Source organism: Streptomyces sp. NRRL F-5650, from assembly GCF_000721365.1.
GTDB classification, from domain to species: domain Bacteria; phylum Actinomycetota; class Actinomycetes; order Streptomycetales; family Streptomycetaceae; genus Streptomyces; species Streptomyces ardesiacus.
On the sequence record NZ_JOGV01000006.1, the window covers coordinates 101,550 to 117,005 of the forward strand.

General features: G+C 73.4%; 11 protein-coding genes. 7 read left to right on the forward strand and 4 right to left on the reverse strand.

Going from position 1 to position 15,456, the window contains the following annotated elements; translation table 11 throughout:
- Nucleotides 1-189: 189 nt before the first annotated feature.
- Both IG88_RS0108525 and IG88_RS0108530 read left to right on the forward strand, forming a co-directional pair.
- Nucleotides 190-2,154: an MFS transporter gene (locus IG88_RS0108525; RefSeq protein ID WP_031036913.1), complete on the forward strand. Its 1,965-nt coding sequence runs from the start codon at nucleotides 190-192 to the stop codon at nucleotides 2,152-2,154.
- Between the two features lie 227 nt (nucleotides 2,155-2,381).
- On the forward strand, nucleotides 2,382-3,968 hold the full coding sequence (locus IG88_RS0108530; protein ID WP_031036915.1) for a sodium:solute symporter family protein: 1,587 nt from the start codon (nucleotides 2,382-2,384) through the stop codon (nucleotides 3,966-3,968).
- A 58-nt stretch (nucleotides 3,969-4,026) separates the two neighbouring features.
- On the opposite strand, the gene IG88_RS0108535 is transcribed toward IG88_RS0108530, so the two are convergent.
- Both IG88_RS0108535 and IG88_RS0108540 read right to left on the reverse strand, forming a co-directional pair.
- Entirely contained in the window at nucleotides 4,027-4,437 is a 411-nt protein-coding gene (locus IG88_RS0108535; RefSeq protein WP_031036917.1) for a VOC family protein, read from the reverse strand.
- 79 nt (nucleotides 4,438-4,516) lie between these two features.
- Entirely contained in the window at nucleotides 4,517-5,632 is a 1,116-nt protein-coding gene (locus IG88_RS0108540; protein WP_031036918.1) for an ADP-ribosylglycohydrolase family protein, read from the reverse strand.
- Nucleotides 5,633-5,864: 232 nt separating this feature from the next.
- On the opposite strand from IG88_RS0108540, the gene IG88_RS43305 reads away from it, so the two are divergent.
- Entirely contained in the window at nucleotides 5,865-6,014 is a 150-nt protein-coding gene (locus IG88_RS43305; protein ID WP_158853855.1) for a hypothetical protein, read from the forward strand.
- Nucleotides 6,015-6,108: 94 nt separating this feature from the next.
- The gene (locus tag IG88_RS0108555) at nucleotides 6,109-6,618 is read left to right on the forward strand and encodes a DUF2165 domain-containing protein (RefSeq protein WP_031036920.1); all 510 of its coding nucleotides are present in this window, start codon (nucleotides 6,109-6,111) and stop codon (nucleotides 6,616-6,618) included.
- Here IG88_RS0108555 and IG88_RS0108560 read toward each other — a convergent pair.
- On the reverse strand, nucleotides 6,602-7,168 hold the full coding sequence (locus IG88_RS0108560; RefSeq protein ID WP_031036922.1) for a hypothetical protein: 567 nt from the start codon (nucleotides 7,166-7,168) through the stop codon (nucleotides 6,602-6,604). The two genes, IG88_RS0108555 and IG88_RS0108560, sit on opposite strands and share 17 nt — an antisense overlap.
- 98 nt (nucleotides 7,169-7,266) lie before the next feature.
- Nucleotides 7,267-9,870, reverse strand: a complete 2,604-nt coding sequence (locus IG88_RS0108565) for a bifunctional FO biosynthesis protein CofGH (protein ID WP_031036925.1) — start codon at nucleotides 9,868-9,870, stop codon at nucleotides 7,267-7,269.
- Nucleotides 9,871-10,097: 227 nt separating this feature from the next.
- On the opposite strand from IG88_RS0108565, the gene IG88_RS0108570 reads away from it, so the two are divergent.
- From IG88_RS0108570 to IG88_RS0108580, 3 genes are all read left to right on the forward strand, one after another.
- On the forward strand, nucleotides 10,098-11,618 hold the full coding sequence (locus IG88_RS0108570; protein ID WP_031036927.1) for a CehA/McbA family metallohydrolase: 1,521 nt from the start codon (nucleotides 10,098-10,100) through the stop codon (nucleotides 11,616-11,618).
- A 202-nt stretch (nucleotides 11,619-11,820) separates the two neighbouring features.
- Nucleotides 11,821-12,240, forward strand: a complete 420-nt coding sequence (locus tag IG88_RS0108575; RefSeq protein ID WP_031036930.1) for a nitroreductase family deazaflavin-dependent oxidoreductase — start codon at nucleotides 11,821-11,823, stop codon at nucleotides 12,238-12,240.
- Nucleotides 12,241-12,333: 93 nt separating this feature from the next.
- Nucleotides 12,334-15,306 (forward strand): AfsR/SARP family transcriptional regulator, encoded by a 2,973-nt coding sequence (locus tag IG88_RS0108580; RefSeq protein WP_031036933.1) that lies wholly within the window; start codon nucleotides 12,334-12,336, stop codon nucleotides 15,304-15,306.
- The last annotated feature ends 150 nt before the right edge of the window (nucleotides 15,307-15,456 follow it).

Below are 15,456 nucleotides of genomic sequence, written 5' to 3' on the forward strand. Positions count from 1 at the left end.
ACGCCCGCGCCCCCGCGCCCGTACGGCCGCGGGGGCGTCCGCGTCGTCCGGGGGAGCCGGAAGGGTCCCCGAAAACGCGGGAGGCACCGGTGCGGGGCCGCGTGCTAGCGTCACGAAACGGGGCAGTCGCCGGTCGTGGGAACGGGACACGGCCCAAAGGAGAAGACGGGACACGGGGAGTGCCTTCAGGTGGCCACTGCGGAGCCGACACGCGCCGACGACGCCGATTCGAGCCCGGGAGCCGGACCGCGACCACGCGTGCCCGAACCCCGTGGGGACCGCGATGAGCCCCGCCCGTCCGGATCCCGCCCGTCCGACTCACGCGCGTCCGACTCACGCGCGTCCGACTCACGCCCGTCCGGCCCCGGCCCGTCCGGGTCGCCGCCCGACCGGCCCGTGCCCGTCGAGCCGAAGGCGCCGTCGGCCGTGAACACCGCGCTCCTGGCCCTGCGCGAGCGCATGCTGCGCCACCCCGTGCTGTCCGTGACCGCCCTGGCCGGGGTGCTCCACATCGTGTGGTTCTTCACGTTCGCGAACAGTGGTGGCGACCTCGCGGCGCAGGACGCGTGGGCCGAGTTCGTCGGCCGGCACCCGGACTCGGCGTACAACCTCGCCTGGTACGGCGGCATGCACCCGGTGTCGTACAGCGTGATCTCGCCGTACCTGATGTCGGTGCTCGGCGTGCGCACGACGATGATGATCGCGGGGACGGTGTCGGCCGGGCTGCTGACGATGATCCTGATCCGCAGCCGGGCGGTCCGCAATCCGCTGTGGGCCTCGCTGGCGGGCCTGTTCGGGCTGCTGGCCAACGCGGTGTCGGGCCGGGTGACGTTCGGGCTCGGCATGATGCTCGGGCTCGGCGCGGTCGCCGCCGTGTTCTGCTGGCCCCACCGCTGGCGGCACGAGCGCTGGGCCAAGGGACTGTGCGCGGCCCCGCTGGCGGCCCTGTCGACGATGGCCTCGCCGGTCTCCGGGCTGTTCGTGGGCCTGGTGGCGGTGGCCCTGTTCCTGCAGAAGCGCCGCCCGGGCGCCTGGGCGCTGGGCGTGGCGCCGAGCGTGGTCGTGGCGCTGTCGGCGGTGCTCTTCCCCTTCTCCGGCACGCAGCCGATGGGCTTCGGTTCGGTGGTGCTGCCGGTGCTCTTCTCCGCCCTGGTGTACTGGGCGGTGCCGCGCACCTGGAAGACGGTGCGGATCACGTCGGCGGTCTACGGGCTGGCCGTGCTGCTGGTGTGGCTGATCAGCTCGCAGATCGGCTCCAACGTCACGCGGCTCGCGATGCTCTTCGCCGGGGTGGCGCTGGTGGCGGCGCTCCCGTTCACGGTGCCGAAGTCGCGCAAGTGGTACGCGCTGGTGGTCTCGCTCACCGGCTTCGTGGTCTGGATCGGCTTCAAGTCGGCCGACGACGCCATCCACACCACACCCGCCGCCTCCTGGGCGCGCGAGCTGGCCCCCCTCGTCAACGAGCTGCAGAAGGTCGGCGCGGAGCAGGGCCGGGTGGAGGCCGTGCCCGCCCGCTCGCACCGGGAGGCGTCGGCGCTGGCGCCGTACGTGAACCTGGCCCGCGGCTGGACCCGCCAGGCCGACATGGAGCGCAACCCGATCTTCTACGACGACACGCTCAACTCGGCGAACTACCACGACTGGCTCAAGCGCTGGGCGGTGCACTACGTGGTGCTGCCCAAGGGCGAGCCCGACGGCGACGGGGGCAAGCGCGAACGGGAGCTGCTCCAGCGGGGCCTGCCGTACCTGAAGCAGATCTGGGGCGACGCCAACTGGCAGCTCTTCCGGGTGACCGATCCGACGCCGCTGGCGGAGCCCCACGCGGTCGTCCGGCGGGCCGAGCAGGACGAGTGGGTCATCGACGTGCAGGAGCCCGGCCGCATCCTGGTGCGGATGCCGTACTCGCCGTGGCTGAGCCTGGTCGACGAGGAGGGCAACAAGCTGAAGCCGCCCCAGGAGACGGACGCCTCCAAGAACGCCCCGGAGGGCACCCCGAAGACGTACGACAACGTCAACGGCTGTCTGACGGAGACCGAGGAGACCGCGGACGGCGACGTGTGGACGACGCTCGTCGCGCCCGAGGCGGGGACGTACCGGCTGTCGGCGCCGTACGGGCTGAAGCGGGGCACGCCGTGCCCCGACGAGCTGAAGTAGCGCACCGGGCGGCCCCTTCGAGGGCCGCCCGATTGTTCATGTAGGTGAACACAGGTCAGCAAGGCGAACCTTTTTACCTGCTCTTGACCTTCCGCTTTCTTGTCGTGCCCGCGTCGGCGAACTCACGATGAGCGGGCACTTCGCGGCCTGCCACGCCCCTACCCCGCTCAAGCGAAGTGCCAACCGGCTGGGCGGAGTTCACAAGGCGGACCCCGGAAGGGGGGCACATGAACGGTCTCGACTGGTCCGTGCTCATCGGCTACTTCGCGGTGATGGTGGCGATCGGCGTCTGGTCGCACAAACGGGTGGACGACGTCAGCGACTTCTTCACGGCCGGCGGCAAGATGCCCTGGTGGCTGTCGGGCATCTCGCACCACATGTCGGGCTACAGCGCGGTGATGTTCACCGGCTACGCCGGCATCGCCTACACCTACGGCGTCACGTCCTTCGTGACGTGGTCGTTCCCGATCGCCCTCGGCATCGCCATCGGCTCCCAGCTCTTCGCGCCGCGCATCAACCGGCTGCGCTCACGGCTGCACGTGGCCTCGCCGCTCGAATACCTCAAGAACCGGTACAACCTGCCCACCCAGCAGGCGCTGGCCTGGTCCGGCATGCTGCTGAAGATCGTGGACGTGGCCGCGAAGTGGGCGGCCATCGCCACGCTGCTGTCCGTCTTCACCGGCATCACCCTCAACCAGGGCATCCTGATCACCGGCGTCATCACGGGCATCTACTGCACGATCGGCGGCCTGTGGGCGGACGCGCTGACGGAACTGGGCCAGTTCGTCATCCAGTTGCTGGCCGGCGTGGCGATGTTCGTGGCCGTCGTCCTCAAGCTCGGCGACCACGGCGGCTTCTTCGGCGTCTGGGACGAGCCCGCTCTCCAGGGCCACGCGAAACCACTGGTCGGCCCGTACGGGACGGTGTTCCTGCTGGCCTTCCTCTTCATCAAGCTCTTCGAGTACAACGGCGGCATGCTCAACCAGGCCCAGCGCTACATGGCCACGGCCAACGCCCGCGAGGCCACCCGGTCGGCGCGGCTGTCGGCGGTGCTGTGGCTGGTCTGGCCCCTGGTGCTCTTCTTCCCGATGTGGATGTCGCCGCTGCTGGTGCAGGCGCAGAAGCCGGACGGTTCCGACTCCTACGCGCTGATGACCGAGCAGTTGCTGCCGCACGGGCTGCTCGGGCTGGTCATCGTCGGTTTCTTCTCGCACACCATGGCCATGTGCTCCTCGGACGCCAACGCCATCGCGGCGGTGTTCACCCGTGACGTGGCGCCGGTGCTGTCCAAGCGGGCGCGGGGCTGGGGGCAGCGGTCGGGGCTGCTGGCGGCACGGCTGACGACGGTGGTCTTCCTCGGTCTGTCCATGGCGGTGGCGACGCAGGTCGACTCGCCGACGTTCAAGGACATCATCACCGTGGTCATCAAGTGGGTCGCCGGACTGATGGGCCCGATCGCGATCCCGATGATGCTCGGACTGCTGCGGCCCTTCCGCCGCTCCGGCCCGACGGCGGCGCTCACCAGTTGGGCGCTGGGCCTGGTCGCGTTCTGGCTGGTCAACTACCCGATCAACTGGAGCGTGGACGGCGGGGTGCCGCTCGAGTACCAGGTCTCCGTCCCGCTGGCGGTCTCCCTGGTCCTGTACGTCCTGGTCGGCTGGCTGAGGCCGGAGGACACCCCGGAGCGGCTCGCGATCATCGAGCGCGTCAACACGGACGGGGACGGCGACGACGCCTCCGGTGCGGCGGCCGCGGTCCCGGCACCGGCGGGCGGGGTGGACGGCGCGGTGGGGCGCAGCCGGGTGGGCGACTGAGGCCCGCCCGGACGGCGTACGGCCGGTGACCACCGCGGGTGGGCGCCGGCCGGGCCGCTCAGCGCAGTTCCTGGATGCGGATCTGGTTGCCGGCCGGGTCCCGGAAGGCGCAGTCCCGGACGCCGTACGGCTGCTCGGTCGGCTCCTGGACGATCTCGGCGCGGCCGGCGCGCACCTGCTCGAAGGTGCCGTCGAGGTCCTTGGTGGCCAGCAGCAGCCAGCCGTAGGTGCCCTTGGCCATCATCTCGGCGATGGTGCGTCGCTCGGTGTCGGTGATGCCGGGGTCCACGGCGGGCGGCGCGAGCAGCAGCGAGACGTCGGGCTGGCCGGCCGGTCCGACCGTGATCCAGCGCATCTTGCCGTTCCCGACGTCCTGGCGGACCTCGAAGCCGAGGACGTCCCGGTAGAAGGCCAGGGACGCGTCCGGGTCGTCGTGCGGGAGAACGGTGGTGTGAATGCTGATGTCCATGGCAGTCACGCTAGCCGCGGCGCCCGGGACGCCGCTTCTCGAAAACTGACGCGTTCCCCCGTGAGCCGCCCGGGAGCGCCTACCCCCGCGGGTACCGCGCCAGCCACCCGGGGGACGAGCCCGCCGGGCCGTGCAGGGCGGGGCCCTGGGTCATCTCCATGGCGAAGTCGTCGGCCAGTTCCAGGAGGGTGGGGCGGCCCTCCAGTTCGGCCAGCCAGGCCGGGGGCAGCGCCGTCTCGCCGTGCAGGGCGCCGAGCAGCCCGCCGGTCAGGGCGCCGGTCGCCGCCGAGGGGCCGTCGTGATTGACGGCCAGGCGCAGCCCGTGCCGTACGTCCTCGCCGACCAGGGCGCAGTACACGGCGGCGGCGACCAGGCCCTCCGCCGTCCCCGCGCCGATCAGCTCGGTCACCCGGGCCGGGTTCGGCAGTCCCTGCCGCACCGTGCCGAGGGCCTGCTGCAGGGCGGTCGCCACGGCTTCGTGCCCGGGCCGGGTCACGAGCAGCGCCAGCGCCCGCTGCACGGCGGCGTCCAGGCTCTCGCCGCGGGCCAGCCCGTGCACGACCACGGCGTAGGCGCCCGCCGCGAGGCGGCCGGTGGGGTGGCCGTGGGTCTGTGCCGCGCACTCCACGGCGAGCTGGGCGACCAGTTGGGGCTCCCAGCCGACCAGGAGCCCGAACGGCGCCGAGCGGGCGGCGGCCTCGGGGCCGCGCTCGTCGGGGTTCTTGGGTGCCTCGGGGGTGCCCATCGTCTCGTCGCCGAGTCCGAGCAGCAGGGCGCGCGGGGCACCCCGGCGGACGTACAGCCACTCCTCGCGGGCCAGCCAGCCGTCGTCCTTTCGCCGCAGGTCGGGGCCCCAGTCGCGCTGGGTGGCCGCCCAGCGCCGGTAGGCCCGGTGCAGGTCGGTCGGCGGATGCCAGGCGCCGGTGTCGCGCCGTACCTGGGCGCGGATCAGCCCGTCCACGGAGAAGAGGGTGAGCTGGGTGAGGTGGGTGACGGCACCGCGCCGGCCGTAGGCGGAGGCCAGGTCGGACAGCCCGTCGGTGCCGTGGGCCTCCCGGATCGCGTCGAGGGCGAGGGAGTCGACGGGCGCCCCGAGGGCGTCGCCGACGGCCACGCCGAGCAGCGTCCCGCGCACCCGGCTGCGGAAGTCCTGCTGCTCGGCACGCCCCCAGACGGCACCGGTCGTCCCGCCCACCTGGACCTCCCCTCGGCACTGTCCACCACTGTCCGTACGTACGACGTCCAGCACTGTATGCGAACGGGGACGGTCGGTTCAGGGGCCGGGCGGGCGGGATCGGTGTGTAAACGTTCACGACCGGGGTGGTGGAAGGGACTCCCCGCTTCCGCCGTCCGGACCCATCGGGCGGGAGGCCCGTTCGCGAGAGGCTCAAGGCGTTCCGAGTCCGGCCCCGTCGAGGGGAAACCCCGTGTCCGTTCGCCCCGCCGCCGCCCCGTCCCGGCCGAAGACGCAGCGCGGGCGCGTGCTGCCGGTCGTCGCCGCGCTCGCGGTCCTGGGCGGCGGTCCCGCCGCGACCGGCTCCCTGGCGGCCCACGGCGCCCGGACCCGGCCGGCATGACGGCGGCCCACCAGCACCTCTTCGACCTGGTGGACACGGCCGTGTGCGGGACCCTGTGTGCCGGCGCCGTCGCGGGCTTCGCAATAGTGCTGCCATGACCAAGATTTCCCGCAACACCGTGTTACTGGCCTCCACCGTGCTCACCGCGGTCCTCGCCCTCTACATCGCCCTCGTGGCCCTCGGGAACATCACGGACTTCGACAACAACCAGCAGTACGTCCATCACGTCCTCGCCATGGACACCACGTTCAAGGACGACGACCTCATGTGGCGGGCGATCACGAGCAAGGGTCTCCAGGACACCGCCTACGTGGCGATCATCGTCTGGGAGACCGCGGCGGCACTCGTGCTGATATGGGCGACCTGGCTGTGGATACGCGGGCAGCAGGCACCCGCGCGGCGTTTCACCACGTACGGGACGCTCATGCTGATGCTGCTGTTCGGGGCCGGGTTCCTCGCGATCGGCGGGGAGTGGTTCGCCATGTGGCAGTCGAAGGACTGGAACGGGCTGGACGCCGCGACGCGGGTGCTGCTCTTCAGCGGCGTCGTGCTGATCGTGGCGCACCTGCCCTCGGGCGAGGCGGAGGCTAGGCGACCACGGTGACCGTCGTGCCGGACGTGCCGAACTCCCAGAGCGCGTCCCCGTCCGCCTTGGGCAACCGTATGCCGCCGGTCCTGGCACCGGCGGCGGCCGGCGGGGGCGAGGAGCCGTCCACCGCGTTGGAGAAGGCGACCCAGACGCCGTCGGCCTGGGTGAAGTACATGATCTGCTCGATCCGGACCCCGTCGGAGCCCGTCGTCGGGTCCTGACGGCGGGTGCCGACGCTGTACTTGCCGGGGGCGGGGTCGACCGTCCCCGGCCACACCTTGAAGGACCGCCGGGTGGCGTCGCTGGCGTCGACCAGCCACACCCGGTCCTGGCCCACCGAGTAGACGACGCGCCGCCCGGTGCCGGAGCCCTCCGGCACCGGGGCCGGCGCGGTCTCCTTCGGCGTGGGGTGCGCGTCCGCCGACGCCGACGGGCGCGGCTTCGCCGCGGCGGCGGCGGTGGGGTGGGGTCCCTGGTCGGCCTGCACGGCCAGGACGGTCACCGCCGCGATCGCCCCCACGGTCAGACCGGAGACCCACGCCCAGGAGGGAAGTCGGGCTGGCACGGGCACGCATCTCCTCAGCTACGAGAACCCCGACACACCGGGGGCCCGATCATCGTACTGCGCGCCCGCCGCCCTCCCGAAGCGCGCGCCCGCGGCTCTCAGTCCAGGACCGGCAGCAGCTCCGGCAGGTGCCCGTCCGACTCCCGCGCCGCCCGCTGCCGTTCCTCGGGGACCGGTCCGTACAGGGTGGTGCGCGGCTTCGCCGGGCGGCCCGCCGCGTCCGCGACCGCGATCAGGTCCTTGACCGACTTGTACGACCCGTACGACGAGCCCGCCATGCGGGAGATCGTCTCCTCCATGAGGGTGCCGCCCAGGTCGTTGGCGCCGGAGCGGAGCATCTCCGCCGCACCCTCGGTGCCCAGTTTGACCCAGCTCGTCTGGATGTAGGGGATGTGCGGGTGCAGGAGCAGGCGGGCCATCGCCGTCACCGCGCGGTTGTCCCGCAGGGTGGGGCCGGGCCGGGCGATGCCCGCCAGGTAGACCGGCGCGTTGGTGTGGATGAAGGGGAGGGTCACGAACTCCGTGAAGCCGCCCGTGCGCTGCTGGATCCCGGCGAGGGTGCGCAGGTGGCCCAGCCAGTGGCGGGGCTGGTCGACGTGGCCGTACATCATCGTGGACGAGGAGCGGATGCCCAGCTCGTGGGCGGTCTCGATCACCTCGATCCAGGTGGCCGCCGGCAGCTTGCCCTTGGTGAGGATCCAGCGGACCTCGTCGTCGAGGATCTCCGCCGCCGTGCCCGGGACCGAGTCGAGGCCCGCCTCCTTGGCGGCGCTCAGCCACTCGCGGACCGACATGCCGGTGCGGGTCGCGCCGTTGACGACCTCCATCGGCGAGAAGGCGTGCACGTGCATGCCGGGGACGCGGGCCTTGACCGCCTTCGCGATGTCGAAGTACGCGGTGCCGGGCAGGTCCGGGTGGATGCCGCCCTGCATGCAGACCTCCACCGCGCCCACCTCCCACGCCTGCTGGGCCCGGTCGGCGACCTGGTCGAGGGAGAGCGTGTAGGCGTCGGCGTCGGTGCGGCGCTGGGCGAAGGCGCAGAACCGGCAGCCGGTGTAGCAGACGTTGGTGAAGTTGATGTTGCGGGTGACGATGTACGTCACGTCGTCGCCGACGACGCTCTTGCGCACGTCGTCCGCGACGCCGCACAGGGCGTCCAGGGCCGGGCCGTCGGCGTGCAGCAGGGCGAGGGCCTCGGCGTCCGTCAGCCGCGTCGGGTCGTCGGCGGCCGTGGCCAGCGCGGCGCGCACGTCGGTGTCGATGCGCTCGGGGGCCATGCCGGGCGCGGCGGCCTCGCGCAGGGCGCCCCAGTCGCCGTACACCTCGTCGAAGTCGTCGCGGCGGTCCGAGGTGCGTCCCTCGGTGTCGATGGTGGTGTGCAGGTCGGTGCGGCCGCTCGCGGTGAACACCTCGTCCGGCTCCTGCCAGGCGTGTCCCTCGACCACCGCGTCCTCGCGGGCGAGGCCCGTCTCCGGGTCGGCGAGCGCGGCCACGTGCGGGCGCAGCCGCGGGTCCAGCCAGGGCTCGCCGCGCCGCACGAACTCCGGGTACACGCAGAGGCGTTCGCGCAGCTCGAAGCCGGCCGTCCGGGACTTCGCGGCGAGTTCGTCGATCTGCGGCCAGGGACGCTCGGGGTTGACGTGGTCGATGGTGAGCGGGGAGACGCCGCCCCAGTCGTCGATGCCGGCGCCGATCAGCCGCTCGTACTCCGCGTCCACCAGGTTCGGCGGGGCCTGGAGGCAGGCGGACGGTCCCATGATGTGCCGGGCGACGGCGACCGTGGCGACCAGCTCGTCCAGCTCCGCGTCCGGCATGCCGCGCATCGCGGTGTCCGGCTTGGCGCGGAAGTTCTGGATGATCAGCTCCTGGATGCCGTGGTACGCGCGGGAGACGCGGCGCAGCGCGAAGAGGGACTCGGCCCGCTCCTCGTAGGTCTCGCCGATGCCGATGAGGATGCCGGAGGTGAAGGGGACCGAGGAGCGCCCGGCGTCCTCCAGGACGCGCAGCCGCACGGCGGGCTCCTTGTCCGGGGAGCCGTGGTGCGGGCCGCCGGGCTCGGACCACAGGCGGGTCGCGGTGGTCTCCAGCATCATGCCCATGGACGGCGCGACGGGCTTGAGACGCTGGAAGTCCGTCCAGGTCAGGACGCCCGGGTTGAGGTGCGGGAGGAGGCCCGTCTCCTCCAGGATCCGGATCGAGATCGCCCGGACGTAGGCGATCGTGTCGTCGTAGCCGTGCGCGTCCAGCCACTCCCGGGCCTCCGGCCACCGCTCCTCGGGCTTGTCGCCGAGGGTGATGAGGGCTTCCTTGCAGCCGAGGGCGGCGCCCTTGCGCGCGATGTCGAGCACCTCGTCCGGCGACATGAACATCCCGTGGCCCGACCGGCGCAGCTTGCCGGGGACGGTGACGAAGGTGCAGTAGTGGCACTTGTCCCGGCACAGCCGGGTCAGCGGGACGAAGACGCTCTTGGAGTACGTGATGACGCCGGGCCGACCGGCGGCCTCCAGGCCCGCGTCCCGGACCCGGGCGGCGGACGCCGTGAGGGCGTCGAGGTGCTCGCCGCGCGCCTGGAGCAGCACGGCGGCCTCGGCCACGTCGAGGGCGACCCCGTCCCGGGCGCGTTTGAGGGCGCGACGCAGGGAGTTCTCGGTGGGGCCGGCGTTGTCGGCGGGTCCGGTTCCGGAGGTCGCGGGAGTCGTCATCCTTCGAGGATACGAGCGGCGTGATCAACACGGGGATCCCGTCCCGGCCGCCCGCGGGCGGTTTCCGGCCCTCCATGCCGTCGCCATGCCGCGTCCACGCCGACTCCATGCCGACTCCATGCGCCGAACCCCTTTCCTTGCCCGGGAGTTCACGGCTCAATACGAGGGTTGCACGCACCACCCCGCGCCACCGATGTCATGTCACTGACGACACTGGGAGCAGCAGCATGTGCGAGAGCGACCACGGGCACGACCCCACCGGAATCGGCAGACGCACGGTGTTCGTGACGGGAGCCGCCGCCGCGCTTACCTTGGGTGGCGTGAGCTTCGCCTCGGCCGCACCCTGGGAACGGCGGACCAGGACCCTGCGCGGCACCCTGCCGCCCGGCTCCCCCGACTTCGTGTACGTCCCGGTCGACGTCCCCGGGGGCGTGCGCGAGATCCACGTCGCCTACACCTACGACCGCCCCGCCGTCCCGGCCGGCACCCAGGGCAACGCCCTCGACATCGGCCTCTTCGACGAGCGCGGCACCGGCCTGGGCGGCCCGGGCTTCCGGGGCTGGTCGGGCGGGGCGCGCACGGAGTTCTTCGTCCGCGCGGACGCCGCCACCCCGGGCTACCTCCCCGGGCCGGTGCGGCCGGGCACCTGGCACATCGCGCTCGGCCCGTACACGGTGGCGCCGCAGGGGCTGTCGTATGAGATCACGGTCACCCTGACCTACGGCGAACAGGGCGAGACCCCGCGCCCGGTGTACCCGCCCGAGCGGGCCGTGGGGCGGGGCCGCGCCTGGTACCGGGGCGACTGCCACCTGCACTCCGAGTACTCCGACGGCCGCTACACCCTCGCCGAGATCGCGGAGCTGGCGCGGGCGGCGGGCCTGGACTTCATCAACTCCTCGGAGCACAACACGCATGCCGCGCACGCGCACTGGGCGGATCACGCCGGGGACGACCTGCTGGTCCTGCTCGGCGAGGAGGTGACGACCCGCAACGGCCACGTCGTCGCCCTCGGCACCGAGCCCAGCACCTTCGTCGACTGGCGCTACCGGGCCCGCGACAACCGCTTCGGCCGCTTCGCCCGGCGCATCCGCCGCGCCGGCGGCCTGGTCGTCCCGGCCCACCCGCACGCCACCTGCATCGGCTGCAACTGGAAGTTCGGCTTCGGCGAGGCCGACGCGGTCGAGGTGTGGAACGGTGCCTACACGCCCGACGACGAGGTGGCCCTGGCCGACTGGGACGGCATGCTGGTCGCCTCGGTCCGCGACGGCGGGCGGGACTGGCTCCCGGCCATGGGCAGCAGCGACTCCCACCGCTCCCCCGACGTGATCGGCCGCCCGCAGACCGTCGTCCTCGCCGACGACCTGACCCGGGAGGCGATCCAGGAGGGCATCCGGGCCGGACGGTCGTACGTCGCCGAGTCCTCGAAGGTGGCCCTGTCCCTCACCGCGTCCGGCGGCCGGGGCGAGCACGCGGGCATCGGCGAGCGGCTGCGCGTGGACCGCGACACCCCGGTCACCGTCCGCCTGGAGGTCACCGGCGCCCCCCGCTGCACGGTCCGGTTCGTCACCGACCAGGGCGTGCTGTTCACCGGCGACCCCCTGCCGGTGTCGGGCGCGGGCACCGTGGAGTGGCGCACGACCGCCTCGTACGCGGCCTACGTCCGGGCGGAGGTGCGGCACGAGACGGCGGCGGGCCCGCTGCCGGGCGCCCTTGCGGCGTTCACCAACCCGGTGTTCCTGGGACGTTAGGGGAGTGTCGTTCGGATCAGGCCGACTCCGGGCGACGGTGCCCTGTGTGCGGACCCCGCGCCCCCGGGACGATCCGAACGACCCCCCCAGGGCCGGCGCGGGTCCGCCCGCGCCGCCATCCGCCTCCCGGCCCCGTTCTCCCCTCCCCCGCGGGGTTTTCCGGGGACGATGGAGGCAACCGAGACAGGAGCGTGAACGACCGATGCCATCCTCGTCCTACGCCGAGACCAAGTACCGCGCCGTCACGGCCTTCCAGCGGCGGCTCAACGCGCTCGTGCGCCGGCTGCCCGGCCAGACCCTGCTGGAGACCACCGGCCGCGTCTCCGGCCGGCCCCGCCGCACCCCGGTCGGCGGCCGCCGCACCGGCGACACCTTCTGGTTGGTGTCGGAGTTCGGCGAACGCTCCCAGTACGTGCGCAACATCAAGGCCGACCCGCGGGTCCGGGTCCGGCTGCGCGGCCGCTGGTACCCGGGCACGGCCCACCTCCTGCCCGACGACGACCCGCTCGCCCGCCTGCGCCGCCTCCCGCGCTACAACAGCCTCGCGGTACGGGCGATGGGCGTGGGGGAAGGGCTGCTGACGGTACGGGTGGAGCTGGAGGGGCCCGGGACGAAAAGCTGATGGAGAACCTGTGATCGGCGTCTCCCACGGCTGACGCGGTCGCCATGCACAAGGCAAACTGGCCTGGTTGCTCAGGATGTCTAGGGGGACGGCATGGACGGTGGACCGCGGGTTCCGCAGCAGCGGCGTCCCGGACACCCGGCGGAACCGGACGGATCGGCCGCGCTCCGCTTCGGCGTGCTCGGTCCGGTGCGCGCCTGGCGGGGCGAGGAGGCGCTGGCCACCGGCTCGCCCCAGCAACGCGCCCTGCTGGCCGCCCTGTTGCTGCGCGAGGGCCGCACGGCGACCGCGGCCGAGCTGATCGACGCCCTGTGGGGCGACCGGCCGCCCTCGCAGGCCCTGGCGGCGGTACGGACGTACGCCTCCCGGCTGCGCAAGGTCCTCGACCCCGGCGTGCTGGCCAGCGAGTCGGGCGGGTACGCCGTACGGGGCCTGGCCGAGGGGGCGTTGGACCTGGCGCGGGCCCAGGACCTGGCCGCCGAGGCCGAGAAGGCCAGGAGCTCCGGGGACCTGTGCCACGCCCGTGACCTGCTGCGCCGCGCGCTGGCGCTGTGGGACGGCGAGGCACTGGCCGGCGTGCCGGGGCCGTACGCCGACACGCAGCGCGCCCGGCTGGGCGAATGGCGGCTCCAACTCCTGGAGACCCGCCTCGAGATGGACCTCGAACAGGGCTGCCACGCCGAGTCCGTCTCGGAGCTGACGGCGCTCACGGCGGCCCACCCGCTGCGCGAACGCCTGCGCGAGCTGCTGATGCTGGCCCTGTACCGCAGCGGCCGCCAGGCGGAGGCCCTCGCCGTCTACGCGGACACGCGCCGCCTGCTCGCCGAGGAACTGGGCGTCGACCCGCGCCCCGGCCTCCAGGAACTCCAGCAGCGCGTCCTCCGGGCCGATCCACAGCTCGCCGAGCCCCCGGCCCCGGCCGAGCAGACGGCGGCGCCCAGGGTGCGCCCGGCGCAACTCCCGGCCTCGGTACCCGACTTCACCGGACGCGCGTCCTTCGTCCGCGAGCTGAGCGACGTCCTGTCCTCGGCGTCCGAGGGCGCGGCGGCGGGCCGTGTGATGGCCGTCTCGGCGCTGGCCGGCATCGGCGGCGTCGGCAAGACCACCCTCGCGGTGCACGTCGCCCACCAGGCGCGCGCCGCCTTCCCCGACGGGCAGCTCTACGTCGACCTCCAGGGCGCCGGAGCGCGGCCCGCCGAGCCGGAGACGGTCCTGGGCTCCTTCCTGCGTGCCCTCGGCACCGCCGACTCGGCCATCCCCGACTCGCTGGAGGAGCGGGCCGCCCTGTACCGCTCGGTCCTGGACGGCCGCCGTGTCCTCGTCCTCCTCGACAACGCCCGTGACGCCGCCCAGGTGCGGCCCCTGCTGCCGGGCACGGAGGGCTGCGCCGCGCTGGTGACGGCACGGGTGCGGATGGTGGACCTGGCCGGGGCGCACCTGGTCGACCTGGACGTGATGTCGCCCGAGGAGGCGCTGGACCTCTTCACGAGGATCGTGGGCGCGGAGCGGGTCGCCTCGGAGCGGGAGGCGGCACTCGACGTGGTCGGCGCGTGCGGTTTCCTGCCGCTGGCGATCCGCATCGCCGCGTCCCGGCTGGCGTCCCGCCGTACGTGGACCGTGTCGGTGCTGGCCGCGAAGCTGGCGGACGAGCGGCGCCGGCTGGACGAGCTGCAGGCCGGTGACCTGGCGGTCGAGGCCACCTTCGAACTGGGCTACGGCCAGCTCGAACCGGCCCAGGCCCGTGCCTTCCGGCTGCTGGGCCTGGCCGACGGCCCGGACATCTCCCTCGCGGCCGCGGCGGCGGTCCTGGACCTCCCGGCGCAGGAGACGGAGGACCTCCTGGAGTGCCTGGTGGACACGTCGCTGCTCGAATCGGCGGCGCCGGGCCGCTACCGCTTCCACGACCTGGTCCGCCTCTACGCGCGTGCCTGCGCGGAACGCGACGAGCAGCCCCCGGGCGAGCGGGCGGCGGCGCTGTCGCGGCTGCTGGACTTCTACCTGGCCACGGCGGCGCAGGTGTACGCGATCGAGCGGCCGGGGGACCGGCTGGTGGACGGTCTGGAGCCGACGGAGTACCCGGGACTGGCGTTCACCGAGGGCTCCGCGGCGCTGGACTGGCTGTACACCGAGGCGGCCCCGCTGCTGGCGTGCGTGCGGCAGTCGGCCGGGACGGCGCGGCTGCGACGAGCGGTGGACCTGCTGTGGGCGGCCAAGGACCTGACGGAGTCCGGGGCCAACTCCCACCAGTACGAGACGACGGCCAGGGCGATGTGCGACGCCACCGCCGCCGCGGCGGACACCCGCGCCGAGGGCCGGGCCCGCACCGTCCTCAGCGACGTGCTCCTGGTGTCCGGCCGCATCCGGCACGCGGAGGAGGAGGCACGGCTGGCCATGCGGCTGGCCGGTTCGGTGGCCGACTCGGCCGCCGTGAGCTGGGTGGCCAACAACCGGGGCCTGGTCCGGCTGCACCAGAGCCGCTTCGCCGAGGGCAAGGACTTCTTCGACCGCGCCATCGCGGGTTTCCGGGCGACGGACAACCGTGCGGGCGAGGCGTCCGCGCTGTCCAACCTCTCCCGCGCCCAGCTCGGCATGGGCAACGTCGCGGCGGCCGTGGACATCGCCCGGCAGGGGCTCGCGGTCTACGCGGAGCTGGGCCGGACCATGCGCCTGGCCAACGGGCACTTCGCGGTGGGGGTCGCACTGACCCGGGCGGGCCGCCACGAGGAGGCGCTGGGCGAGTTCACCGAGGCGCTGGACATCTTCGGCGACCACCGGCAGCGCCTGTGGCAGGGGGCCACCAACTTCCGCCTCGCCGAGGTGCACCTGGACGCCGGACGGCCCTCGGCCGCGGCCCAGCACGCCGAGCAGGCACTCGCCCTCGGGAGCATCGGCGGCGACCGGATGCGGGGCAACGTCCTGGCCCTGCTGGGACGTGCCCTGTCGGCCCTGGGGCAGGCGGACCGCGCGCGGGCGTGCTGGCGCGAGGCGCTGAGCCTGTACGAGCAGCACGACGCCCAGGAGGCGGGCGAGGTACGCGCGCTGCTGGCCCGCACCGCGGCGCGCTGACCCGGTCGCGGGCCGGCGCGGCCGGGTGCGTTCAGCGTTCGTTTATCCGCGCCTGGCACTGTCGTCTCCGTCAGACCGTCGCGTCGGGGGGCAGACGGATGACGAACCGAGCCCACCAGTTAGTGTGCGGCTCCGCACGCCCGTCCGGCG